The sequence below is a fragment of the Castellaniella sp. genome, from assembly GCF_034674885.1.
Classification (GTDB): domain Bacteria; phylum Pseudomonadota; class Gammaproteobacteria; order Burkholderiales; family Burkholderiaceae_B; genus Castellaniella.
In genome coordinates, this window is record NZ_JAUCDS010000005.1 from 1 (window position 1) to 23,951 (window position 23,951).

Genomic DNA, 23,951 nt, shown 5'->3' on the forward strand with positions numbered 1-23,951 from the left:
CGCCGACCTCGCCCTGGCAGCCGACCTCGGCCCCGGAAATCGAGGCGTTTTCCTTATACAGGAAACCGATGGCGGCCGCCGTCAGCAGGAAATCCACTACACCGTCTTCGGACCAGCCGGGGATGAAGGTGCGGTAGTAGCGCAGCACCGCCGGCAGCAGTCCCGAGGCCCCGTTGGTCGGCGCCGTGACCACTCGGCCACTGGCGGCGTTTTCCTCGTTCACGGCCATGGCGTACAGATTGACCCAGTCCATGGCGAACATCACGTCGTCCGGGCTGGCGGGGCAGGGGGTCCGGGATTCGCCGGATTTGGCTTTCAATTCCCGGTACAGGGCCGGCGCCCGGCGTCGGACCTTCAGCCCGCCGGGCAGGATCTCGTCGGCGAAACCGCCCTGCAGGCCACAACCCCTATCGATGGCGTCGTCCATGACCCGGGCGATGCGCAGGACCCCTGCGCGGACTTCAACTTCCGTTCGCAGCGTGGTTTCGTTGGCCATCATCAACTGGGGGATGGTGAGCCCGTGGCGGGCGCACTGGTCCATCAGTTCGGCCGCATTGGCGAAGGGGTAGGGCATGGGCTCGTGCTCGGGCACGGTCTCGTCGGTCTCGATGCTGTCCAGCGCGCGAATGAAGCCCCCGCCGATGGATACGTACCGTTCGTCGAGCACGGTGCGGCCCTGGGCGTTCAGGGCGATGAAGCGCATGCCGTTGGGGTGTTCCGGCAGGGGCTGCACCCGTCCGGAAAACACGGTCTTGGGGTCGAACGCGATCGTGTGGTGGTTCCACAGGGCCAGGCGATTGTCGCGGATCACGGCGCCGATCAGTTCGCCGATGGCAGCCGGGTCCACAGTGTCGGGGGCCTCGCCCATCAGGCCCAGCATGATGCCCATGTCGGTGCGGTGGCCCGCGCCGGTTTCCGCCAGGGATCCGTACAGGTGGATGGAGAGGCTGGACACCTGGTCCAGCAGCCCGCGCGCGTCCAGATTGCGGGCGAAATTGCGGGCGGCCCGCATGGGGCCCACTGTGTGGGAACTGGACGGACCGATGCCGATCTTGAAGATGTCGAAAACGGATAAGGCCATGCTTGTCTCTTGTGCGATAGGTGTGGGGAATCGGTGCGCCACCGGGGGGGGGTGGGCATTCCCTGCTTGCCTGAGATTCTAGTGATTTGGCAAAATATGGCTTGAATGAAAACGACATTCATCAGGTATTTTTTATCCAATCATGAGTATTTCAGGCTTATGACCTTTAATTGCTGTTTTATCAGGGTTTGGTTTAATAGAATAAAAACGACCAATAAATAAGTTAAATGAATAAAAACGACATAATGGCGCCTGATGCCATCTCCGTCCGGCTAGGTTTTGTCCTGCTGCCCCAGTTCGCACTGGGCGCGTTTGCCGCATTCGCCGACCTGCTGGGTCTGCTGGATGCCCAGACTGACACCCCCGGCCCATGTTCCTGGGAAGTCGTAGCCGACACCCTGATTCCCGTGCGGTGCGCCAGTGGTGTGCAGGTCGTGCCCTCCGATCTGCTGGGGGACCCCTTGCGTTTCGATTACATCGTGGTCGTGGGCGGCCCGCAGCAGCCGCAGGATCCGCCCGGTCCTGCGCTGCTGGCCTGGCTGCGGCAGGCCGCCCGGGGCGGGCGCCGCCTGGTGGGCCTGTGCAATGGTGTCTTCACCCTGGCCCAGGCGGGCGTGATGGCAGGCCACCGCCTGTCCGTCAGCAGCAGCCTCTATCGGGAATTCACGGAACGATATCCGGCCTTTGGCCCGGATGAACTGGTCACGGATCAGCCTGCCGCCTTCGACCGGCGGCGCATCAGCTGCGTAGGCGGCCCCGCCGTCACCGACGTGGCCGTGCGTATCCTCAGCCGCTACCTGCCCCAGGCCGATATCCGCCGCGCCCTGCGCCTGCTGCAGATCCAGGCCGGCGAACCCCACCGCCAGGTGCAACCCCCGCCGCCCGACGTGCCGGCCGACAGCCCCCCCGCTGTGCGCCGGGCGGTCCTGCTGATCCAGCAGTACGCTGGCCAGGCCTTGGGCCTGGACGACCTGGCGGGGCGCCTGGGCCTGTCCCCGCGCCAGCTGCAGCGCCTGTTCCGCCAGCACCTGGGCACCACTCCCCAAGCCTACGCCCGTATCGTGCGCCTGCGCCTGGCCGCCTGGATGCTGCGCCAGACCGACAAGAGCATCGCCGCCGTCGCATCCGACTGCGGCTTCGCCGACGCCGCGCACATGGGGCGCAGCTTCCGGGCGGAATACGGTTTGTCCCCGGGGGTATGGCGACGTCAGGCGGATCCGCCCAAAAACACCGTATAATGGCGATCCATTTCCGGGGCAGCGATCTGCCGCCCCGAACCCGCCCGGGTGGTGAAATTGGTAGACGCAGGGGACTCAAAATCCCCCGCCGCAAGGCGTGCCGGTTCGATTCCGGCCCCGGGCACCACTCAAAAACCCTCTGAAGATTCAACCGGAGGCCGCCTACGGGCGGCGATCCTCACGCATGCGCAGGCTCTCGGAACGACACAACGGCAGGTCGGGGTTTTTGCTTGGCCTGCCACAGGTCGTACTGAGCCTGCATGTTGATCCACATTTCGGCGCTGGTTCCCAGAGCGTCACGAAGCCGTAGAGCCATGTCTGCCGAGATACCAGCAGAACCGTTGAGGATGCGGGACAGAGCGGTGCGAGTGACGCCCAGGCGTTTTGCCGCTTCTGTGACGGTCAGATCGCCCAAGAATTCGCGCAGTGCCAGGCCTGGGTGTGCTGGATTGTGCATACGCATGATGTTCTCCTAGTGATAGTCCTGGTAGTCCACCAGAACGGCGTCCACGCCTTCGAAGTAGAAGGTGAGGCGCCAGTTACCGCTGACCGACACGGACCAGTGATCTTGAACTGGCTGGCCCTTTGGGTTGGCTCCAGAAAGCTTGTGCAGCTTCCATCCGGGAGCGTTCATATCTTGAGGGTCGATGGCCGCGTTGAGGGTGGTCAGTTGCACGTGTAGTCGCGCTACGTGCTTGGCCTGGATGCCAGCCTTCGATCCCGTCTCGAAGAAGGCCTGGAGGCCTTTGTGTCGGAAGCTCCTGATCATTCGTGTAGTGTATAGCATCGCTACACGACAAACAAGGGAAGAATGAGATCTTCAGCGCGATGTGGGCTGCTGAGGCGGCGCGCCGGGCGGAGCGGAGGGGGCGCATTGATTGAGTGGGGGGATTACCATTTCGGCCCTCCGCCAATTTAGAAAGGCCGTCCCTGTTTGCACAGAGACGGCCTTTTTGCTGGTTCTACCCGGCGACAAGATGCTTACTTGTCAGAGTCTTGCTCTTCCTTGTCTTGTTTGTTCTCGCCGGATTTGGATTCTTGGTCGGATATCTTTGGGGCTTTCCAGTTGAGCGGCGGCGCGACGATATCCTTCCAGGCGACACGTTTAGGTGTTGACATGGTGTTCTCCCAAAGCAACGTGGCAGCACACCGTGTGCCGCCACTATTGCTGTATAAAATATCAGTATTATTGTGTTATGTCAAATCCATGGGTTATATCCTATTCTCGGCCAGGGATGCTTAGGCGTCGGGCTCTTGGAATCGTATGGGTTGGGGCTAGTGGTTCTGGCCTCATTCAGATGCTACAGTGAAACCTCCGTCTTCCTTCCACCGCCTAAGCAGCCACATATGCGTTATTGGTGGGTCAATCAGAATCAAACATACCGCCACGAGGTCCCTGGCGGCTATCTCTGGTCGCCCAAACGCAAGGCGAACCACGCCCAGAATCCCTTCTATGACTTCATGCGTGAGGTCATGCCGGGCGATATCATTTTTTCCTTTTGCGACGCCTATATCCGAGCCATTGGAATTGCGGCCTCGCATGCCTACGAAGCCCCTAAACCATTGGAATTCGGACAGGCAGGGGCGTATTGGCACCACATCGGCTGGCGTATAGACGTCAAGTTTCACCAGTTGCGATTGCCCGCCAGGCCTGTTGATCACATGGCGGTGTTGGCACCGCATCTGCCTGCGAAATATGCTCCTTTGCGCGCCAACGGTGTGGGCCTGCAAGGTGTGTATCTGACGCGCTTGCCGGAGGCTTTTGCCGCAGCTCTGGTTGACATGCTGGGGGCGGAGGCTCGCGGCTTGGTGACTCAGCAGTACGTGGCCGAGGAGCAGCCAACTTACGCCTCTTCTGGGGTAGGGCTTGTGCAGTGGGAAGAGCACGAGCTTGTCCAGATCCAAGCAGATGCGACATTGGCAGATACGGAGAGGCAGGCCATCATTCTTGCCCGTCGTGGGCAGGGCTTGTTCAAAAAGCGCGTCATGGCCTTGGAACATGCATGCCGCATTACAGGTGTTGATCGTGAGGAGCACCTGCGCGCTAGTCATTGCAAGCCCTGGCGGGATGCCAGCAACGAAGAGCGCCTGGATGGTGAGAATGGCTTGCTGTTGACGCCCAGCATGGACCATTTGTTCGATAGGGGGTTCATTGGGTTTGATAACAATGGGCAGACGATTGTCTCGCCGGTTGCTCATCAAGAGTCACTGGTCCGCATGGGGCTGGATCCCCAGCGTCCGCCCAATGTGGGCGCGTTTTCCGCCGGGCAGCGCAAGTATCTGGAATTCCACCGGGAAAATGTTCTGTTGATGTCCAGGTTCATGGGGCATGCTGGGTGACGCGGAAATTCCGTGTAGGCCTGGGCGGTAGAAGACCTTTGGCTTGCCTCATCTCCTGACCAGGGTGGTCCGCAGTGTGCGTCAGGGCAGGCTTGCCCCTCAATGATGCAAAATCTGTTCCAAAAACAGTTTCGTGCGCGCGCTCTTGGGCTGGGAAAAGAATTCCGCCGGCGGCGCTTCCTCGATGATCTGGCCCTTGTCCATGAAGATCACCCGATCAGCGATGGTCCGGGCGAACCCCATCTCGTGGGTCACGCACAGCATGGTCATGCCGGACTGAGCCAGTTCGATCATGACGTCCAGGACTTCCTTGATCATTTCCGGGTCCAGGGCGGACGTGGGCTCGTCGAACAGCATCACGTCGGGTTTCATGCACAGCGCCCGCGCGATCGCCACGCGCTGCTGCTGGCCGCCGGACAGCTGGGTCGGGAACTTGTGCGCCTGGTCGGGAATCCGCACGCGGTTCAGGTATTCCATGGCGGTGGCCTCGGCTTCGCGCCGGGGGATTTTGCTGACCCACATCGGGGCCAGGCAGCAGTTCTGCATGACCGTCAGGTGGGGGAACAGGTTGAACTGCTGGAACACCATGCCGACGCGGCTGCGGATCAGTTCGATGTCCTTGACGTCGGCCGTCAGTTCCACGCCATCGACGCTGATGCGGCCGCGCTGGTGTTCTTCCAGGCGGTTGATGCAGCGGATGAAGGTCGACTTACCTGACCCGGAAGGCCCGCAGATCACGATGCGTTCGCCACGCTGCACGGTCAGGTTGATGTCCTTCAGGACATGGAACTGCCCGTACCATTTGTGCACGCCTTCGACGTGGATGACGGTTTCTTTCGGGGTGGCGGTTTCACTGGGCATGGTCTTTACGGGATTCAGAGGTTCGCGCTTGGGGTTATCTGTCGTCGGACCCGGCTCGCAGCTTGCGTTCCAGGTTGCGGCTGTACAGGGACAGGCCGAAGGTGAACACGAAGAAGATGGCGGCCACGAACAGGTAGGCTTCCGTCGTCACGTCGCCCCAGGCGGGGTCGGAGATCGTGGACTGGATCGTGCCCAGGATGTCGAACAGGCCGATGATGAGGACCAGGGTGGTGTCCTTGAACAGGGCGATCAGGGTGTTGACGATGCCCGGGATCACGGTCTTCAGGGCCTGGGGCAGGATGATCAGGATCATCTTCTTCCAGTAGCCCAGGCCCAGGGCATCGGCGGCTTCGTACTGGCCTGGCGAGATCGCCTGCAGGCCGCCGCGCACGATTTCAGCCATGTACGCCCCCCAGAAGCAGCTCATGCCGATGAAGACCCGCAGCAGTTTGTCGAAGGTGACGTCCTGCGGCAGGAACAGGGGGATCATCACCGAGGCCATGAAGAACACGGTGATCAGTGGCACGCCGCGCCACAGCTCGATGAAGGCCACCGACAGGCCGCGAATGGCAGGCATGTGCGAACGCCGGCCCAGCGCCAGGAGAATGCCGATGGGCAGGGATGCCACCATGCCGGAATAGGCCAGCACCAGCGTCAGCATCAGGCCGCCCCATTTGTTGGTGGCCACGACCGGCAGCCCGAACAGCCCGCCGTAGATCAGGATGAAGCCGGCGATGGGCAAGACCGTGAAGCCCAGGATCAGCAGCGCCTTGCGTCCCGGAAAGCCGGGGATCATCTGCGGCGCGAAACAGATCGCGATCATGGCGAAGACGATGTTGGCGCGCCAGAGTTCGGAATCCGGGTAGAAGCCGTAGATGAAGAACCCCAGGCGCTGGCTGACGAACACCCAGCAGGCGGCGCCCCGCGTGCAGTCGGCTTCGGACGTGCCCAGGAATCGGGCATCGATGATGGACCAATCCAGGAATGGGACCAGCACCTGGATCAGGATATAGGCCAGCAGCAGCGTGAGCAGGCCGTTGTACCAGGTCGAGAACAGGTTCTTGCGCAGCCAGCCCAGGATCCCGACTTCGGATTTTGGGGGTGGCAGGTCGGGGGCTGCGGCCTGAACGTCCAGGTGCGTCGTCATGAGCGCCCCCCTCGCAAGGCGATCCTTTGGTTGTAGAAGTTCATGCCCAGGGAAATCAGCAGGCTGATCGACAGGTACACCCCCATGGTCATAGCCACGATTTCCACCGCGCGGCCGGTCTGGTTCAGGGTGGTGCCCATGAACACGGCGACCAGGTCCGGGTAGCCGATGGCGGTCGCCAGGGATGAGTTCTTGAACAGGTCCAGGTACTGCGTGGTGAGTTGCGGAATGATGACGCGCAGGGCCTGCGGGATGATGACCAGGCGCAGCGATCGGCCGGGGCGCAGGCCCAGCGCGGATGCGGCCTCGCGCTGGCCTTTGTTGACGGATTCGATGCCCGACCGCACGATCTCGGCAATGAAGGCTGCGGTGAACATGGTCAGGGCCAGCAGCAGCGCGCCCAATTCCGGGATGAACGCCATCCCGCCGCCGAAGTTGAATCCGTGCAGGACGGGGATGCTCCAGTGCAGCGGCATGCCCAGGCCCAGGAAGACCAGGGCCGGCAGTCCGATGATCAGGGCGGCGTTGACCCAGAAGACCGGCAGCCGGCGGCCGGTGCGTTCCTGCCTGTGGCGGACGTGGGCAGACCAGGCCAGGCTGGCCACGATGGCCAGTGCGAAGGCCAGGACCACGAAGCCGAAGCCGGTGTCGGGCTGCGGGGCAGGCAGATAGATGCCCCGGTTGTTCAGGTAGGCCATGTCCAGCACGCTGAGGCTGTTGCGGGCGCTGGGCAGGCCGCGGATGACCGCGAAATACCAGAAGAAGATCTGCAGCAGCAGCGGGATGTTGCGGAAAATCTCGATGTAGGCCAGCGCGATCTTGGACACCAGCCAGTTGCTCGACAGGCGCGCGATGCCAATGATGAAGCCCAGGATGGTGGCCAGCACGACGCCGATGGCCGACACCAGCAGGGTATTGAGCAGGCCGACCAGGAACACGCGGAAATAGCTCATGCTCTCGTTGTAGGGGATCAACGAGAACAGCACGCCGAAACCGGCCTGGTTTTCCAGGAAGCCGAAGCCCGTGTTGATGCCACGGGCCTGCATGTTGGTCAGCGTGTTGTCGAACAGCGCCCAGCCCAGCCAGACGACCAGGCCCAGGGCGATCGCCTGGAACAGGATGGCGCGGATGTGCGGGTCGTTGCGCCATCGTCGGGCCGGCGCGTGCGGGGAAGATGTGGAGGTGCTTGTCATGGGGGCGGGGCGTGCCGCGCAGGCCAGGCCCGGCGGCACGAGTCGACAGAGGAACTGGCCGAAAGCCTGGATCAGCGCAGCGGCATGGCGTACATCAGGCCACCATCGGTCCACAGCGCATTGACCCCGCGTTTCAGGCCCAGCTGGCCGTTGGCGCCGACCGTGTGGTCGAACATCTCGCCGTAGTTGCCCACCTGTTTGATGACGTTGTAGGCGAACTGGTCCTTCAGGCCCAGTTTCTGGCCCATGTGATCGGCGGTGCCCAGCAGGCGCTGGATCAGCGGGTTATCCGATTTCATCATCTCGTCGACGTTCTTGGAAGTCACCCCGAGTTCCTCGGCACGAATGATGGAGTAGTAGGTCCAGCGGACCAGGGTGTCCCATTGTGCGTCGCCCTTGGCCACGGCGGGGCTGAGCGGTTCCTTGGAGATCAGTTCCGGCAGGATGACGGCGTCTTCCGGGTTGGGAAGTTTGACGCGCAGGGCGGCCAGCTGGGACGAATCGGATGTCAGGGTGTCGCAGCGGCCGTCCTTGAAGGCGGTGATGGATGCCGCCGTATTGTCGACCACCAGCGGCGTGTACTTCATCTTGTGCGCGCGGAAGTAGTCGGCCAGGTTCAGTTCGGTGGTGGTGCCGGTGATCGTGCAGACCGTGGCGCCGGACAGGTCCTTGATGTGGTCGACACCCAGGGATTTCTTCACCATGAAGCCCTGGCCATCATAGAACGTGACGCCGGTGAAGCTGACGCCCAGTTCCGCATCCCGCGTCAGCGTCCAGGTTGCGTTGTGCGCCAGCAGGTCGATGGCGCCGGTCTGCAGCGCGGTGAAGCGTTCCTTGTCGGGCAGCGGCGAGAACTGGACCTTGGTGGCGTCGCCCAGCACGGCGGCTGCGACGGCGCGGCAGAAATCGACGTCCAGGCCCGCCCACTGGCCCTTGTCGTCGGGCGCGGCGAACCCCGGCAGGCCTGTGTTGACCCCGCAGCGGACATAGCCGCGCTGCTGGACGTCGGCCAGGGTGGCCGCCGAGGCGCTGGCCGTGAAGGTTCCTGCCAGTCCCAGCGTGATGACGGTCAGTGCCGCCTTGAGTGTTGTGGTGCGCATAGATGAGTCTCCTCGTGTTTTGAAGTGACGAAGCAGCCGATGTTCATTCTGTGATCATGTCCGCCATGCCGGCGAGCGCAGGGTGGGCACTGCCGCCGCACCGGCCCTGGGCCGGTGGTACATCATAGGACTGCAGGCTTCAAAGGAAAAGCGAGGAGAAACCCCGGTGGATGTCACAGGACCGGGGATCGCGTGTCCTGCCCGTCGGCCAGCAGGCCCGCGCCGACACTTGCGCGGCTGTGCGTCGCCCGGCCGCGCAGGATCGCCATCAGAGCCAGCGAGAGCAGGATCAGGGTGGCCGACAGCCAGGGCAGGTCTGCCAGGCCGATGGTCTGCGCGACGATGCCGCCCAGGGCCGTGCCGGTTGCGATTCCGATCTGCATGGCCGATTGGTTGAGCCCCACCAGGACACCCTGGGCGCCCGGGACGAGCGCAGCGGCCCTGACCTGCTGGGCCGGGCCGGCGGCCCAGGCCGATATGGACCACAGCACCAGGATGAGGGTCGTCGTGGCCAGGGATCCGGCGGGTGCCAGCCACGCGGCCAGCGGCAAGGCGACCAGGAAGGCCATCTGCAGCAGTTTCGACCTCGTCAGGGTCGAGTGAAAGCCGTGCCGATCGGTGCGGCTGCCCCCCAGCCTGGAGCCGATCAGGCTGGACATGCCGAATACCAGCAGCACCGGGCTGATCCAGGCGCCGGGCAGATGCTGGACCTCGATCAGGTAGGGCGTGAGATAGCTGTAGGTCATGACGTATCCGGCCATCCAGAGCACGGTCACCAGCAATCCCCCCAGGACTGCCGGGCGCCGGACCAGGGCCAGCTGCTCGCGCAGCGGGATCGAAGCGGCCGGGCTCAGGGCGGGCAGGACAAAGCGGTGGCTCAGCGCCGTCAGCAGGCTCAGGAGACCGACCAGGGGAAAAACCGCGTGCCAGCCAAAACGCAGGGCGATCTCCCGGCCGATCGGCACTGCCACGATCAGCGAAGCGGTGAAGCCCATGATCACGGTGGCGATGGCCCGCCCCTGGCGCTGCGAGCCGGCCAGCGTGGCGGCGGTGGACAGGGCGGTGACCACCGCCGTGCCGCCCGACAGCGCCTGGATGATGCGCACCGGAATGAAGGTCCAGAAGTCGCTCACCGGCAGCGTCAGCAGGCTGGCCAGGCCATATATCGTCATGGCGGTGATCATGACGGTGCGCCGGCCGATGTGACTGGTCAGGGCAATGACGATCGGCACACACAGGCCGTAGACGAAGGCATACAGGGTGATCAACTGACCGGTGAGCGAGACGGGGGCGCCCAGGCCCGGGGCCACCAGGTCCAGGATGCCGGCCAGGATGTATTCGTTGGCTCCTGCCACGAAGGTCGTCATCGCGAGCAGCAGGATCTGGTACTGGGTAGGAATTTTCATGACTACATATCTATGATTTGATAATTATCGATGTATTTGGTCAAAAATAACGGAATGAAAACAGGTGATCAAGAGAGGTTCTCAGAGTTCCCGGACAATGGCAGAGGCGACCTCGGCCACCGCCTGTTCATTTCTCTTGTAGCGCGTGTATTTGCCGACGCGAGCCGCCGACACCAGGCCCGCGTCGCGCAGCAACGACATATAGGTCGATGCCGTGGACTGGTTGACGCCCAGCAGTTCCGAAATCTGCAGGACGCAGACGCCATCGGCCAAGGGGTCGGTGCCGCCGACAGGCCGGAAGTGCCTGCGCGGATCCCGCATTGCCGCCAGTACGGTGCGCCGGTGGGTGTTGTCCAGTGCTTTGAGTGCCAAGTCCAGGTCCATGGCGAAATATTAGACGACATATCGCAAATCGTCAAATTGTTTGGTGCCTGCCTTCGTCCGGCATGCCGGTCACCTTGTCCGACGCCATGAAGCCGCCGGTCTGGCGCCGCCACAGGTGCGCATAGAGCCCGCCCCGGGCCAGCAGTTCCGCGTGGGATCCGGTTTCGACGATGCGGCCCTGGTCCAGCACGATCAGGCGGTCCATGCGGGCGATGGTCGACAGCCGGTGCGCGATGGCAATCACGGTCTTGCCTTGCATCAGGGCGTCCAGGCTGTCCTGAATGGCGGCCTCGGTGTCTGAATCCAGGGCGCTGGTGGCCTCGTCCAGCACCAGGATCGGGGCGTCCTTCAGCAGCACGCGGGCGATGGCGATGCGCTGACGCTGTCCACCCGACAGTTTCACCCCGCGTTCGCCCACGGTGGCGTCCAGGCCGCGATGGCCGTCCCGATCGACCAGATCCGGGATGAAATCGTCGGCCTGGGCCTTGCGGATGGCCTGCAGGATTTGCGTTTCGGTCGCATCGGGCCGGCCGTACAGGATGTTGTCCCGGATCGAGCGGTGCAGCAGGGAAGTATCCTGCGTGACCACGCCGATCTGCGAGCGCAGGCTTTCCTGGGTGACGCCCGCGATGTCCTGCCCGTCGATCGTGATGCGGCCCTGGTGGATGTCGTGCAGGCGCAGCAGCAGGCTGACCAGGGTGGATTTCCCGGCGCCGGACGGACCGATCAGACCGACTTTCTCCCCGCCCCGGATACTCAGGTTCAGGCTGGTGAAGACCGGGTGCCCCGGGTCGTAGTGGAAATGCACGTCGTCCAGGCGCAAGGCGCCTGCGGTGACGCGCAGCGGCGACGCTTCGACGGCATCCTGCACGGCCCTGGGCTGCGAGATCGAGGTGATGCCGTCCTGCACCGCGCCGACATTGGCGAAGATGCTGTTGACGACCGACATGACCCAGCCCGACATGTTGCTGATGCGGATGACCAGGCCGGTGGACAGCGCGATGTCGCCCACCGTGACTTCGCCCCGGCTCCAGAGCCACAGCGCCAGCCCCGACGTTCCGGCGATCAGCAGGCTGTTCAGGGCCGTGACGCCGGCGTCCAGCGCGGTCGTGATGCGGGTCATGCGGGCCAGCTTGTCGGTCTGCTCGGCCAGGGCTTCGGCAACGTAGGCTTCCTCGTGCCGGCGGCGGGAAAAGAGTTTCAGCGTCAGGATGTTGCCGTAGCCGTCCACGATGCGGCCCATCAGCTTCGAGGCCGCCGCCGAGGCCTGCCAGGACCGGTCCTTCATGAGCGGCACGCAGACCCGCAGCAAGGCGGCGTAGATGACGAGCCACGCGATCAGCGGCAGGGCCAGCCGGTAGTCCGCGTGCGCGAACAGGGCCATGGCGCTGCCGGTGTAGACCACCACGTACCACAGCGCGTCCACCAGCTGGACGGCGGATTCCCGCAACGCGTCGCCTGTGTGCAGGATGCGGTTGGCGACCCGGCCGGCATAATCGTTCTGGAAGAATCCCAGGCTCTGGCGGATCACGTAGCGGTGGTTCTGCCAGCGGATGCGATTGGTCAGGTTGGGGACGACGGTCTGGTTGACCAGCAGGTTGTGCAGGCCGCTGAATACCGGGCGGGCGACGACCGTGATCAGCGCCATCCAGAGCAGTTCACGCCCGTGGCGGCTGAAAAATCCGGGTTCGGGGATTTCCTTGGCCAGGTCCACGATGCGGCCGATGAAGCCGAACAGGGCGACTTCGATCGAGGCCACGCCCAGGCCGACGATCAGGATGGCCAGGAAGATCGGCCAGACCTGTGCCAGGTAAAAGGCATAGAAGCGCCCCACCGACGTCGGCGGCATGCGTTCGTCCGGTTCCTGGAAAACGGCGATCCGGGACTCGAACCAGCGAAACAGGGGGGTGAAGAGGGCAGCGAAGCGCATGGTGTGGTTGCGCCCATTCTACGCGGTTGCAGCTTGCCGTACCGTCGCCTCTGGATGGCGGCGGGCCGTTCACAGATGCTGACCAAGCGGCGCACGACACCCGGATCAATTTGGCGTACAGTCAATAAGCCGCCCAAACCGCGGCCCCGATCTGAACCTTTCAGGAGATTCGCATGAGCGTTCGGCTTGCTGTCATCTACTACTCCACCTATGGCACCAATCATCAGATGGCGTCCATCGCCGCACAGGCCGCACAGGCCGCAGGCGCCGAAGTCCGGCTGCTGAAGGCGCCGGAAACCGCTCCGGCCCAGGTGGTGGCCAGCCAAGAAGCCTGGAAGGCACAGGCCGACAAGACCGCCGACATTCCGGCCGTCACTGCGGCCGATATGGAATGGGCCAATGCCTATCTGTTTTCCTGCCCCACGCGTTTCGGTGTCATGGCCAGCCAGATGCGCGCCTTCATCGATACGCTGGGCGGTGTCTGGTCCAAGGGCGGTCTGTCCAACAAGGCGGTGTCGGCCATGTCGTCGGCGCAGAATGCGCATGGCGGGCAGGAAGCCACCATCCTGTCCTTCTATGCCACGGTCTGCCATTGGGGCAGCATTGTCGTGGCGCCCGGCTTCACCGATCCGTCCATCTTCAAAGTCGGCGGCAATCCGTACGGCTACAGCCATACCCAGGGCACGCCGTTCACCGACGATGTAAAGGCCGCCATCGGCTACCAGGCCCGCCGCCTGGTGCAGTTCGCGGAAAAACTGGGGTAAATGGAACAGGGCCGGCGGCGCTTGCGGCCCGGAGGCAGAACATCATGCGCACGACACAGGGATCCTTCATTCCACCGTCCGAGATCACGCCCGAGTCCGTCTGGATCGGACGGCGACGGTGGTTGCAGCAGGCCGCGCTGGGATCCCTGGCGCTGGGGGCCGCCGGGCTGGCGCGCGCTGCCGACGACGAGAGTCCGGTCGGGCCGGTACTTAAGGCCCCGCTGGATGCGCGCTGGTCCACGACCGAAAAACCCAATGGCTGGCGCGACATCACCACCTACAACAATTTCTATGAATTCGGTACGGGCAAGGGCGATCCGTCCGCCCATGCCGGGCGCATGGCCTTGCAGCCCTGGGCCGTGAAGATCGACGGCGCGGTGCAGCACCCCATGACGCTGGATATTGACGACCTGCGCCGGCTGGCGCCTCTGGAAGAACGCATTTACCGGCTGCGTTGCGTCGAGGCCTGGTCCATGGTCATTCCCTGGATCGGCTATTCGCTGTCGCATCTGTTGAAACAGGTCGGGCCGACGCCCGACGCCCGCTATGTGGTGTTCACCACCGCCCTGCAGCCCGATGTCATGCCGGGAGTCCGCCAGGGCATCCTGGATTGGCCCTACACAGAAGGCCTGCGCATGGATGAAGCCATGCATCCGCTGACGCTGCTGACCTTCGGTGTGTATGGTCGCGAATTGCCGGCGCAGAACGGCGCCCCGCTGCGGGTGATCGTGCCGTGGAAATACGGTTTCAAGTCCGCCAAATCCCTGGTGCACATCCGTCTGCAATCCGAACCCCCGGTCACAAGCTGGATGCGGGCCGCGCCCCGGGAATACGGCTTTTACGCCAACGTCAATCCGGCCGTGCCGCACCCGCGCTGGAGCCAGGCCACCGAACAGCGGATCGGTTCGGGCTTTTTCGCGCCCCGTCTGCAGACGCGACCTTTCAACGGCTATGCGGACGAGGTCGCCGCCCTGTATGCCGGCATGGACCTGCGGCAGAACTTCTGATGCGCTCCAGTGCTTGGCTGACGGTGTGTATTCACGGGCTGGGCCTGTTTCCCTTGCTGCGCTGGATCGTGCTGGGGTTCGATGGCGGCCTGGGCGTGAATCCGCAGGAGTTCCTGACCCGCTCGTCCGGCATCTGGGCGCTGGCTTTGCTGTGGATCGTGCTGTGCGTGACACCCTTGCGCCGCCTGGCCGGCTGGGGGCAGCTGGTGAAGCATCGGCGGGCCCTGGGGCTATATGCCTTTTTCTACACGGTGCTGCACGTGATTGCCTGGGCCATCTGGGATCGGGGTGGCGTGCCTGCGGCCATGTGGATGGACATCTGGCAGCGGGACTTCATCGGCGTGGGAACGCTGGCCGTGCTGCTGCTGTTGCCGCTGGCCCTGACTTCCACCCGGGGCTGGATGCGGCGTCTGGGGCGCGGGTGGAAGCGCCTGCACTGGTTGGTCTATCCAGCTGCCATGCTGTCCGTCCTGCATTTCGAGTGGATGCGGGCGGGCAAGAACGATTTCCTTGAACCGCGCCTGTATGCCGTGATGCTGGCCATCCTGCTGGGCATGCGCCTGGTCTGGTGGCAGCGGGCCAGAAAAGAGAGACATCCGTGACGACTTCCGCATCCAGCCCGGCTGTGCAGTTGGCAGATCTGGAACTGGGCTTCATCGGCGCCGGCCGCCTGGCCCAGGCCCTGGCATTGGCGCTGCAGCAGGCCGGCGTGCCGGTGGCGCGGGTCGGCAGCCGCAGCCCCGCAGGCGCCGGCGCCATGGCCGCGATGCTGCCGTCCTGCGTGGCCTGCGATCCTCAGGCCGTGGCCGATCAGTGCGATCTGGTGTTCATCACCACGCCGGACGCCGCGATTTCCGGCGTGGCCGGGACGGTCGCCTGGCATGCAGGCCAGGGGGTGGTGCATTGCAGCGGCGCGACGCCCGTGGCGGTGCTGCAGCCGGCCGCCGATGCGGGTGCCTGGATCGGCGGCTTCCATCCCATGCAGGCGTTCGGCCCCGATCCGCAGGCGGCGGTGCGCAGCCTGCCGGGCTGCACCGTGGCGATCGAGGCCGCCGAACCCGCGCTGGGCGCCTGGCTGCAGGCGCTGGCGCAGCGCCTGGGGTGCGCCGGCCTGACGCTGCCGCCGGGCGCGCGGGCGCGCTATCACGCCTCGGGGGGCTATGCCTCGCAGCACGTGCATGTGCTGCTGGCCGAGGCTGTGCGCCTGTGGCAATCCTGGGGCGCGACCGAACAGCAGGCGCTGGATGCCTTGCTGCCCCTGTTGCGCGGGACGCTGGCGTCAGTGGCCCGCAGCGGCGTGGCGGGCGGCATGCCCGGCCCCGTGTCGCGCGGAGATGCCGGCACTGTGCGATTGCATCGGCAGGCGTTGCAGGCCGTGGATCCGGCCATGCGCGATCTGTATGATCGCCTGTGCGTGCGCGGGGTTGCGCTGGCCCAGGCAGCGGGTCGGCTGGATGAGTCGCAGGTGCGTGAACTGGGCCGGATGCTGCAAGAACCACCGGCCTCGGATGCCTAGTCTGCGCGTTGCCGTTGCACGGACCGGATGAAGTTCAGGATCCAGCGGCCGACCAGCAGGTCGTCCGTCGAGCCGCGCAGGCTGTGCCGGGCCGCCAGCAGGCGTTCCGGGGTGATGCGGTCGCGGCGGGTGTCCAGCAGGTCTTCCAGGTAGGCGCGGGAAAATTCCGGGTGTCCCTGGATGCCCAGGCAGGTGTCGCCCACCTGCATCATGTAGATGGGGCAAAAGCCGCTGCCCGCCAGCACGCGACCCTGAGGCGGCAGTTCGACCACCTGGTCCTGGTGGCTGGCCAGCAACTGCAGTTCCTGCGAGTGCCAGGGTGTCATCCAGGGTTCCTGCTGTTCCAGCGTGGTCTGGTAGGCCCCCAGACCCCAGCCCAGGGCGGCGCGTTCCACCCGGCCGCCCAGCGCCTTGGCGATCATCTGGTGTCCGAAGCAGATGCCCACCAGGGGTTGGCGAGTCTGCCAGAGTACGCGGATGAAGTCCGACACGCGTGCGATCCAGTCCGCATCGTCGTTGGCGCCGCATTTCGATCCAGTGGTGACCCATCCGTCCACGTTGGCGGTGTGATCAGGCAACTGGCCTTGGTGGCAGGCGAAGACCTGGAACTGTGTGTCCGGGTCGACCGCCCGCAACAGGGTCTGGATCATGTCGGGGTAGTTGCCGTGCGGCCCGATCAGGGCCGGGGCGACGTCGTCGCATTGCAGTAAGCCGATCTTCATGGGTGATGCGAAAGAGTCCTGGAAAAATCAATAGCCTTCGAATTCTTCGGCGCGGATGTTGTCTTCGTTGGCGCCGATATCGATCAGCAGCGCCCGTGTGGCCTTGACCATGCCTTCGGGGCCTGCCAGATAGAACCGGGGTGTCGCCAGATCGGACACGTGGCGGCGGATCATGTCGCCGTCGACACGACCGTGTTCCGCGCCGTCCGCCTGGGCCTGGGTGTAGACCGGGATGAAGGTGAAGTTCGCGTGTTCGCGGGCCCACTGCTGAAGTTCGGCGGTGTAGGCCGCCTGCGCTGGCGTGCGGTTGGCGTAGATCAGCGTCAACTGGTGGCGGGTCTTGTCATGCAGCGCCTGCGCGATCATGCTGCGCACAGGCGTGATGCCGATGCCGCCGATGATGAACACGGCCGGCACGGATTCGGTCTTATGCAGGGTGAAGTCCCCGAACGGCGCGATCAGCTTGACCATGGTGCCGTCCGGCGTTTTTTTGAAGGCTTCCTTGAACGGTGTGCCGCGCATCCGCGTGGCGACCGCCACGTGGGGTTCGAACGGGGCATTGACGAAGGAAAACCCGTGCATGCCGTCGTGCTTGGGCGTGCCTTCGGGACTGGGCAGTTTCACGTCGCAGAACTGGCCTGCGCGGATATCGAGTCCGGGTGGCTTTTCCAGCGTGAATTCCATCGTGCCTTCAGCCACTTCCCGTTTGCTGATGAGCTTGACATCGTATGTCGTCATGGCGTGCCCTCTTGTTGTTCGGTCGATCAAAACTGCGTGTTCTCGTCGTACCAGGCGGAACGTCCGTCAACAGTATAGGTCGGGCACACCCGTATTGTGGGCTTTCAGGAGATGGCGTCAGGGGTATCGCAGCGTAGCGCCGGGCGGGCCGGCGCGCAGTTCAATCGCGGAAATTCTGATACTGCAGCGGCAATTCCACATCGGTCTTGCGCAGCAGGGCGATGACCTGTTGCAGGTCGTCGCGCTTTTTGCCGGTGACGCGTAGTTTGTCGCCGTTGATCTGGGTCTCGACCTTCAGCTTGGCCTGCTTGATGGCGGCGATCAGTTTTTTGGCCGTGGCCTGTTCGATGCCCTGGCGGACCGTGACTTTCTGGCGGGCGCCACCCAGGTTTTCCAGCGGGGCGGCGACGTCCAGGCAGCGCACATCGATGCTGCGCGCCGACAGGCGCCCGCGCAGGATGTCCAGCATCTGGCCCAGCTGAAAGGCGCTGGGGGCGGACTGGTTGATCACATAGCCGTCCAGTTCAAAGCGGGCGTCCGTGCCCTTGAAGTCGAATCGCGTCGCCAGTTCGCGGCTGGCTTGATCGACGGCATTGGAGAGTTCGTGTTTGTCGACTTCGGAAACAACGTCAAAGCTGGGCATGGAGGCATCCTGAGGCTGAAAAGCGATTCCCCGATTGTAGAGGGTGTTCGGTCAGGTGCTGCGGACCTGGAGTCACAGTGCCCGCAGCACCATGTAGGCGGCTGTGCCGGCGACGATGCTCAGCAGGGTCTGCCGGGTGCGCCACTGCAGCAGCACGACCAGCGCTACGGCGGCGATTTCCTGCCAGGGTCCATAGGGGTTGCCGCGCGCCTGGCCGGCGACCGTATCGACCAGCAGCAGCACCATGATGGATAGCGGCAGGGAGTCGCCCAGCTTGTGCACCAGGGGGTGGCGGCGCAGCCAGTGCCCGCCGATGAAGGGCAGCGCCCGCAGGCCCAGGGTGATGGCGGCCATGACGCCGATGACGGTCAGGACGTAGCCGGTCTCAGTCATGGGGCGCCTGCGTATTCGAAGCGGCGGCGTGCAGCGGGGCCCTGGCGGGCCGCAGAGCGGCGGCCAGCAGGCTCAGGGCGATGGCCAGCGCCAGCGCCTGGGCGGGCAGCAGCCACAGCGCCAGGGCGTAGGCAGCCAGCGCGATCCAGATAGGCAGCACGTCGTGGCGCGCGCGCCACTGCTCGACAGCCAGGACGGCGAACAGGGCAGCCAGCACGAAATCCAGTCCGGTCAGGCCGATCTGGACCTGGGCGCCCAATACAACCCCCAGCACCGTGCCCAGCACCCACCACCCCTGGTTCAGGGCGCAGACCAGCGCCATGCGCTGGGCGCGGGCCTGGGGGGGCAGGGCGGTCAGCACGGAATAGCTCTCGTCGGTCAAGGCAAAAATGCCATACCAGCGCTGCCAGCGGGTCACGGGCATGTGATTCAAAAGCGACAGTCCGTAGAACACGTGGCGCAGGTTCAGCACCAGGGTGGCCAGGGCGATGGCGCCGATCGGCAGGCCTGCCGCCAGCATAGGCACCATCATGAATTGTGCCGCCCCCGCGTAGATCAGCAGGCTGGAAGCAATCGCCAGCCAGGCGCTGCCGCCCGCCTGGACGAACAGGAATCCGAAGACGGCGCCCAGCGGGACATAGCCCATGGCGACTGGCGCCGTCAGGCTGGGAATGGACAATGGGGAGGTTCTGGAATTCTGTGGCATGGGGGACATCGTCGCGGCCCGCGATGGCGCGGGTCCGGCCATTATACGGATCGGCCGCAGGGCCTGGATGCCGCCTACGCCAGGCGCAGCAGCGCGGCGCTCAGCCAGGTGTCGTCGCTGCCTTTGACCAGGGCGTTCCAGACTGCGTGCATCAGGGCGCCCGCCAGCACGGCGGCGTAGACCAGGTCGAAGTGAACGTTCATGCGTGAAAGGCGGGTGGAAGATCTCCAAGCCCTATATCATAGTGACTTGATACAGATTGTGAGTGTTGGCGTGTGGCGCTTTGTCGTGACTTGCCTGCGATTTTTGTGAAGGGGCAAGCCTCTGATGGTGAATCTTGATCCGCGGACCATGCTGATCGTCGTTGCCTTCGTCCTGTTCCTGACAGGCGGCTTGACGTTTCTGGCGGCGTTCCAGGTGAAGCGCGACCGGACCCTGTTGTGGGCGGGCGCGGGGATGTGGCTGGCGTGCCTGGGATTCCTGCTGGGCGTGATGCGCGAATACGCGGATCTGCTGGCTTTGTCCATCGTCGTCACCAACATGCTGATGATCACCGGCCATGCCTGCCTGTGGACCAGCATGCGGGTCTTCGCCGGCCGGCCGGTGTCCGGGCGCTGGTTGCTGGCCGGCGCGCTCGCCTGGCTGCTGCTGGCCCAGTGGCCCAGGTTCATGGCCGACGCCGATCTTCGCGTGGCGCTGTATTCGATACTGTGCCTGGGGTACATCGGTGCGGCGCTGGCGGAAACCTGGACCGAATGGCGGCGTCATTCCAGGGCGGCATCCCCGCTGATGGCCTTCCTGGCTCTCCATGGCCTGTTCTACATGTACCGGATTCCGCCTGCGCCTGCCCAGCAGGTCGTGTGGCAGAACTGGCCGGATTTTGCGCTGGTCATGTTCGAGGGCCTGTTCTTCGCGATCTGCCTGTCCTTCAGCATTCTGATGATGGTGCGGGCGCGGGCCGAACAGAACTACCGCCACGCTGCCTTGCACGATGCCCTGACCGGCCTGCCCAATCGCCGGGCCTTGTTTGAGCGAGGCCAGGCCCTGCTGGCGCAGGCCGGCGCGGCGGGGTCCGACGTTGCCGTGCTGATGTGCGATCTGGACTGGTTCAAGCAGGTCAATGACCGTTTCGGCCATGACGCCGGTGATCGCGTGCTGGCCTGTTTCGCCCGCGTCTTGCAGCAAGCTGCCGGCGGCCAATCCCTGCACGCCCGTCTGGGGGGCGAAGAGTTCGTCGTCGTGGCCGTCAATCTAGGGCCTTTGGGGGCGCAGGATCTGGCGGCCCGCCTGCGTAGTCTGTTGTCCGCGCAGGCCGACGCCTTGCCGTGCCGTCTGACGGTCAGTATCGGGATCGCCTGTTCGCGCCAGGTCGGCTACGACCTGGACCGCCTGTTGGCGCGGGCCGACCAGGCCCTGTATGCGGCCAAGACCGATGGGCGTGATTGCATCCGCCTGTGGCCGGTGGCGGCGCCGGAAGCCGGGTTCTCAGCCGCCATAGCCCGCAGCGGCCGGGGGCGACTTGGCGAGCATCCAGTCGATGCCTGATTCCCCCTGGGACTGCAGCCATTCGTTGGCCTGCTGGAAATGACCGCAGCCGATGAACGGGCGTGGCGGGCGCAGGGCCGACAGGGGCGACGGGTGATTGGCCATCAGCACCTGGACGGGGCCGGCCGGGGCCTGCATTTCCAGTAGCTGGCGGCGGGCCTGGGCATGCGAGCCCCACAGCAGCAGCACCTTGGGGCGGGGTTCGCGCAACACCCGCATGATCAGGGCATCCGTGATGTGTTCCCAGCCTTTCTTCGCATGGGATGCGGGTTGATGCGCCTCCACCGTCAGGGATGTGTTCAGCAGCAGGGTCCCTTGCCGCGCCCAGCGCACCAGGCTGTTGCGCGGCGGCTGGGACGGTTCCCCGTATTCCTGGGCCAGTTCCTTGAACATATTGCGCAGGCTGGGCGGCGTGGGGCAGAAGTCGGGAACTGAAAAGGCCAGGCCCTGGGCCTGGTTAGGGCCGTGATAGGGATCCTGCCCCACGATGACCACCTGCACGGCTTCGGGCGGGGTTTCGATCAGGGCACGAAACGGCCGCAGGGGAAAGATCTGCGCGCCTGCAGCCAGCCGTTCGGCCAGCATGGCGTCCAGGCGGGACAGAACGCCCTGAAGATGAGGCGCTTCCAGCGCAGTGCGCCAGGCGGGCGGCAGGGATTCGACCTGCGTGCGCAAAGATCCTGTGAACGCATTGAGGACTTCGGTGGAATGCGGGTCGTTCATGGTCAGTGGGGCTATGGTGTGACAGTGGGGGATTCGGGGATGCCGGCAGTATGCGCCCCGCCGCCTGCCTGGTCCATCAGGGTGGCCAACAGGCCGGGCAGGCGGGGATCGTCCATCTGCGACACATTGAATCTCAGCATGGCGTCGGCGCCTTGGGACAGGCTGAAGACGTTGCCGGGCGCCAGGACCAGGCCCTGCTGCAGGCCCAGCGAGGCCAGCCGGGTGCCGTCCAGGGCGTCGGGCAGGCGGCACCACAGGAACATGCCCCCGGGCGGCACGCGCCAGGGCTCCAGCCCCAGTGCCCGCAGCAGGGGTACGGCGCGGCCCATGGCCTGAGCCAGGCGTTGGCGCAGCAGGCCGATGTGGCGCGGCCAGGCAGGATCCTGCAGCACGTGGCTGACGATGGACTGGGTCAGCCATGCGCCGGAAAATGTCGTGGCCGTGCGCAGGTCGGCCAGGGCGTCGATCCAGTCCGCGCGCACCGCCAGGTAGCCGCATCGCAGGCTGGCTGACAGCGTCTTGGAAAAACTGCCGACCTGGATCACCCGGTCCAGTCCGTCGAGGCTGGCCAGGTGGGTGGATGGCGCCGGCTCGAAGGCGCTGAAAATATCGTCTTCCACCAGGATCATGTCGTGGGCTCTGGCCAGATCCAGGATCTGGCGTGCCTTGGGGTGGGACAAGGTCGCGCCAGTGGGATTGTGCAGACCGGAATTGCTGAGATACAGCCTGGGCCGATATTCGGCGACTGCCTGGCGAAAGCGTGCCATGTCCGGGCCATCGGGCTGGTAGGGAACGCTGACGATGTGGGCCTGGTGGGCGCGCAGCAGGGCCAGGAAGTTGTAATAGCAGGGATCGTCCACCAGGACCGTGTCTCCGGGGCGGATCAGGAAGCGGCACAGCAGGTCGATGGCCTGGGTGCCGGAATCCGTCACCAGCACCTGTCGCGGATCCACCGGCTGGCCGCGTTGCGACAGCTGCTGCGCGATGGTTGTCCGCAGAGCAGGAAGTCCGAGCGCAGCCGCGTAGTCCGTCAGCGTGGCGGCAGGGTCGCGCGCGGCCTGCCGCAGTGCGGCGCGGATGAGTTCCGTGGGCATCCAGTCGGCGGGCAGCCAGCCGCAGCCGGGCTTCAGCGCCTGGGCGCCCACGTCCAGCGACTGCCGGGCGACCCACAGGGGGTCGACCTGCCGATCCAGGCGCGGGCCGATTTCCGCCAGCGTCAGCGGCGCCAGCGGACCGGCGACGTAGAATCCCGATCCGGCCTGGGGGCGGATCGTGCCGTTGGCCACCAGCCGTTCGTAGGCCTCGACCACCGTGGATTTGGACACGCCCTGGTGGCGTGCCATGGACCGCAGGGACGGCAGGCGCGCGCCAGGCTGCCACTCGCGGGCCGCGATGCGCTGGTGCACGTATTGCATGACGTGGCGGGTACGGCCGGCCTTGGCAGTGGGGTGGGGCATATCCGATAAAACCAGTACAGTTTCAGCGTACTGTACCAGACTGTATCTGGCAGGGACAAGATTCGGGCGGCATAGTGTCTGCTCAATCGGTACTGAGCAAGCAGGGCGGTTTCATGCAGACAAGCACACAGGGTTGGATCAACGGCGCGATCGGCGTGGCGATTTTCAGCGGTTCGCTGCCGGCCACGCGGGTGGCCGTGCTGGGGCTGGATCCGGGGTTCGTCACGGCAGGGCGCTCCGCCCTGGCCGGCCTGCTGGCCGTGGCCCTGATCATGGCCGGCCGAAACCTGCGCCCCACCTGGGCCGAATGGCGCACCCTGGCGCTGGTGGCGCTGGGCGTAGTCGTGGGTTTCCCCCTGTGCACGGCGCTGGCGTTGCGCACCATCACCTCGGCGCATTCCCTGGTCTTCATCGGCCTGCTGCCGCTGGCTACCGCGATCTTCGGCACCTGGCTGGGGGGCGAACGCCCCTCGCGGGCGTTCTGGGCGTTTGCCGTGCTGGGCGCCGCATCCGTGGCCGGTTTTGCTTTCAGTCAGGACGGCTCGGGGTCCCTGGGGGCGGATGCCCTGATGATGATCGCGATTCTCAGCTGTGGCTACGGCTATGCCGAAGGCGGCCGCCTGTCGCGCCGCCTGGGGGGCTGGCAGGTCATCTGCTGGGTCCTGGTCCTGTCCTTGCCCTTCAGCCTGCCGCTGATGTGGTGGCTGTGGCCGGCGGATGCGGCGACCGTGCCGTTCTCGGCCTGGGTGGGCCTGGCCTATGTGGCGGTCTTCAGCATGCTGGTGGGTTTCATCTTCTGGTATCGGGGCCTGGCCCAGGGCGGTATCGCAGCGGTGGGCCAGTTGCAGCTGTTGCAGCCTTTCCTGGGCCTGCTGCTGTCGGCCTGGCTGCTGGGTGAATCCGTCACGGCGACGATGATCGTCGTCACCGCCTTTGTCGTCGCCTGCGTGGCGGGGGCGAAGTACACGGCGGCAGCGCCGGTGCCTGCGCCAGGGGCGTCTTCCTGATGCCTGAAACGTAACCGCGTTCGGGGATTTCCCCTAGATCTGTGTGAAAA

At 64.9% G+C, this 23,951-nt stretch carries 27 protein-coding genes and 1 tRNA gene; 9 read left to right on the top strand and 19 right to left on the bottom strand.

The features are described 5' to 3' along the window. Positions 1-1,081, bottom strand: a 1,081-nt coding sequence (locus tag VDP74_RS04740) for an L-serine ammonia-lyase (RefSeq protein WP_322998481.1), incomplete at its 3' end; no start/stop codon positions are given. Positions 1,082-1,326: 245 nt separating this feature from the next. On the opposite strand from VDP74_RS04740, the gene VDP74_RS04745 reads away from it, so the two are divergent. Together VDP74_RS04745 and VDP74_RS04750 are read left to right on the top strand one after the other, a co-directional pair. Beyond that, positions 1,327-2,319, top strand: a complete 993-nt coding sequence (locus VDP74_RS04745) for a GlxA family transcriptional regulator (protein ID WP_322998482.1) — start codon at positions 1,327-1,329, stop codon at positions 2,317-2,319. A gap of 42 nt (positions 2,320-2,361) precedes the next feature. Further along, positions 2,362-2,446: transfer RNA gene (locus tag VDP74_RS04750), tRNA-Leu, on the top strand. 51 nt (positions 2,447-2,497) lie between these two features. Here VDP74_RS04750 and VDP74_RS04755 read toward each other — a convergent pair. The 3 genes from VDP74_RS04755 to VDP74_RS04765 all read right to left on the bottom strand — a co-directional run bounded on the left by VDP74_RS04755 (position 2,498) and on the right by VDP74_RS04765 (position 3,438). Further along, positions 2,498-2,782, bottom strand: coding sequence for a HigA family addiction module antitoxin (locus VDP74_RS04755; RefSeq protein WP_416232929.1), 285 nt, complete (start codon positions 2,780-2,782; stop codon positions 2,498-2,500). Positions 2,783-2,791: 9 nt separating this feature from the next. Continuing rightward, complete coding sequence (locus VDP74_RS04760; protein ID WP_416232930.1) at positions 2,792-3,106, bottom strand: type II toxin-antitoxin system RelE/ParE family toxin; 315 nt, start codon at positions 3,104-3,106, stop codon at positions 2,792-2,794. A gap of 194 nt (positions 3,107-3,300) precedes the next feature. After that, the gene (locus tag VDP74_RS04765) at positions 3,301-3,438 is read right to left on the bottom strand and encodes a hypothetical protein (protein WP_322998484.1); all 138 of its coding nucleotides are present in this window, start codon (positions 3,436-3,438) and stop codon (positions 3,301-3,303) included. Positions 3,439-3,666: 228 nt separating this feature from the next. On the opposite strand from VDP74_RS04765, the gene VDP74_RS04770 reads away from it, so the two are divergent. Then, on the top strand, positions 3,667-4,659 hold the full coding sequence (locus VDP74_RS04770; protein WP_322998485.1) for an HNH endonuclease: 993 nt from the start codon (positions 3,667-3,669) through the stop codon (positions 4,657-4,659). Positions 4,660-4,758: 99 nt separating this feature from the next. Here VDP74_RS04770 and VDP74_RS04775 read toward each other — a convergent pair whose 3' ends face one another. The 7 genes from VDP74_RS04775 to VDP74_RS04805 all read right to left on the bottom strand — a co-directional run bounded on the left by VDP74_RS04775 (position 4,759) and on the right by VDP74_RS04805 (position 12,680). Then, positions 4,759-5,520: an amino acid ABC transporter ATP-binding protein gene (locus VDP74_RS04775; RefSeq protein ID WP_322998486.1), complete on the bottom strand. Its 762-nt coding sequence runs from the start codon at positions 5,518-5,520 to the stop codon at positions 4,759-4,761. Between the two features lie 34 nt (positions 5,521-5,554). After that, positions 5,555-6,667, bottom strand: a complete 1,113-nt coding sequence (locus VDP74_RS04780; protein WP_322998487.1) for an amino acid ABC transporter permease — start codon at positions 6,665-6,667, stop codon at positions 5,555-5,557. Then, on the bottom strand, positions 6,664-7,860 hold the full coding sequence (locus VDP74_RS04785) for an amino acid ABC transporter permease (protein WP_322998488.1): 1,197 nt from the start codon (positions 7,858-7,860) through the stop codon (positions 6,664-6,666). Before VDP74_RS04785 ends, VDP74_RS04780 begins: the two co-directional genes overlap by 4 nt. A gap of 71 nt (positions 7,861-7,931) precedes the next feature. Continuing rightward, on the bottom strand, positions 7,932-8,960 hold the full coding sequence (locus tag VDP74_RS04790) for an amino acid ABC transporter substrate-binding protein (RefSeq protein ID WP_322998489.1): 1,029 nt from the start codon (positions 8,958-8,960) through the stop codon (positions 7,932-7,934). A gap of 173 nt (positions 8,961-9,133) precedes the next feature. Then, a complete protein-coding gene (locus VDP74_RS04795; RefSeq protein ID WP_322998490.1) occupies positions 9,134-10,366 on the bottom strand; it encodes an MFS transporter in 1,233 nt (410 codons plus the stop codon). An 81-nt stretch (positions 10,367-10,447) separates the two neighbouring features. After that, positions 10,448-10,738 carry a helix-turn-helix domain-containing protein gene (locus VDP74_RS04800; RefSeq protein WP_322998491.1) on the bottom strand — a complete coding sequence of 97 codons (291 nt, stop codon included), beginning with the start codon at positions 10,736-10,738 and terminating at the stop codon, positions 10,448-10,450. Between the two features lie 43 nt (positions 10,739-10,781). Further along, entirely contained in the window at positions 10,782-12,680 is a 1,899-nt protein-coding gene (locus VDP74_RS04805; protein ID WP_416232931.1) for an ABC transporter ATP-binding protein, read from the bottom strand. Positions 12,681-12,853: 173 nt separating this feature from the next. Between VDP74_RS04805 and wrbA the strand changes: the two genes are divergently transcribed. The 4 genes from wrbA to VDP74_RS04825 are packed head-to-tail and all read left to right on the top strand — an operon-like array spanning position 12,854 to position 15,967. After that, a complete protein-coding gene (gene wrbA, locus VDP74_RS04810; RefSeq protein ID WP_322998492.1) occupies positions 12,854-13,444 on the top strand; it encodes an NAD(P)H:quinone oxidoreductase in 591 nt (196 codons plus the stop codon). A 44-nt stretch (positions 13,445-13,488) separates the two neighbouring features. Next, positions 13,489-14,451 carry a protein-methionine-sulfoxide reductase catalytic subunit MsrP gene (msrP, locus tag VDP74_RS04815; protein WP_322998493.1) on the top strand — a complete coding sequence of 321 codons (963 nt, stop codon included), beginning with the start codon at positions 13,489-13,491 and terminating at the stop codon, positions 14,449-14,451. Next, positions 14,451-15,053 carry a protein-methionine-sulfoxide reductase heme-binding subunit MsrQ gene (locus tag VDP74_RS04820; RefSeq protein ID WP_322998494.1) on the top strand — a complete coding sequence of 201 codons (603 nt, stop codon included), beginning with the start codon at positions 14,451-14,453 and terminating at the stop codon, positions 15,051-15,053. Before msrP ends, VDP74_RS04820 begins: the two co-directional genes overlap by 1 nt. Next, a complete protein-coding gene (locus tag VDP74_RS04825; RefSeq protein ID WP_322998495.1) occupies positions 15,050-15,967 on the top strand; it encodes a Rossmann-like and DUF2520 domain-containing protein in 918 nt (305 codons plus the stop codon). Before VDP74_RS04820 ends, VDP74_RS04825 begins: the two co-directional genes overlap by 4 nt. Here VDP74_RS04825 and VDP74_RS04830 read toward each other — a convergent pair. The 6 genes from VDP74_RS04830 to VDP74_RS04855 form a co-directional block, all read right to left on the bottom strand. Continuing rightward, entirely contained in the window at positions 15,964-16,689 is a 726-nt protein-coding gene (locus tag VDP74_RS04830) for a type 1 glutamine amidotransferase (protein ID WP_322998496.1), read from the bottom strand. The two genes, VDP74_RS04825 and VDP74_RS04830, sit on opposite strands and share 4 nt — an antisense overlap. A 27-nt stretch (positions 16,690-16,716) precedes the next feature. Then, positions 16,717-17,427, bottom strand: a complete 711-nt coding sequence (locus tag VDP74_RS04835; protein WP_322998497.1) for an FAD-dependent oxidoreductase — start codon at positions 17,425-17,427, stop codon at positions 16,717-16,719. 160 nt (positions 17,428-17,587) lie between these two features. Continuing rightward, positions 17,588-18,070, bottom strand: a complete 483-nt coding sequence (locus VDP74_RS04840) for a YajQ family cyclic di-GMP-binding protein (RefSeq protein ID WP_322998498.1) — start codon at positions 18,068-18,070, stop codon at positions 17,588-17,590. Between the two features lie 72 nt (positions 18,071-18,142). Continuing rightward, a complete protein-coding gene (locus tag VDP74_RS04845; RefSeq protein ID WP_322998499.1) occupies positions 18,143-18,463 on the bottom strand; it encodes a branched-chain amino acid transporter permease in 321 nt (106 codons plus the stop codon). After that, positions 18,456-19,169 carry an AzlC family ABC transporter permease gene (locus VDP74_RS04850; RefSeq protein ID WP_322998500.1) on the bottom strand — a complete coding sequence of 238 codons (714 nt, stop codon included), beginning with the start codon at positions 19,167-19,169 and terminating at the stop codon, positions 18,456-18,458. Before VDP74_RS04850 ends, VDP74_RS04845 begins: the two co-directional genes overlap by 8 nt. A 74-nt stretch (positions 19,170-19,243) precedes the next feature. Next, entirely contained in the window at positions 19,244-19,372 is a 129-nt protein-coding gene (locus VDP74_RS04855) for a hypothetical protein (protein ID WP_322998501.1), read from the bottom strand. 148 nt (positions 19,373-19,520) lie between these two features. Between VDP74_RS04855 and VDP74_RS04860 the strand changes: the two genes are divergently transcribed. After that, entirely contained in the window at positions 19,521-20,714 is a 1,194-nt protein-coding gene (locus VDP74_RS04860) for a GGDEF domain-containing protein (protein ID WP_322998502.1), read from the top strand. Here the strand turns inward: VDP74_RS04860 and VDP74_RS04865 are convergent. Beyond that, complete coding sequence (locus tag VDP74_RS04865; RefSeq protein WP_322998503.1) at positions 20,655-21,437, bottom strand: uracil-DNA glycosylase; 783 nt, start codon at positions 21,435-21,437, stop codon at positions 20,655-20,657. The genes VDP74_RS04860 and VDP74_RS04865 overlap by 60 nt on opposite strands. Positions 21,438-21,448: 11 nt before the next feature. After that, a complete protein-coding gene (locus VDP74_RS04870) occupies positions 21,449-22,894 on the bottom strand; it encodes a PLP-dependent aminotransferase family protein (protein ID WP_322998504.1) in 1,446 nt (481 codons plus the stop codon). Between the two features lie 113 nt (positions 22,895-23,007). On the opposite strand from VDP74_RS04870, the gene VDP74_RS04875 reads away from it, so the two are divergent. Then, entirely contained in the window at positions 23,008-23,901 is an 894-nt protein-coding gene (locus tag VDP74_RS04875; protein ID WP_322998505.1) for a DMT family transporter, read from the top strand. Positions 23,902-23,951 lie beyond the last annotated feature (50 nt).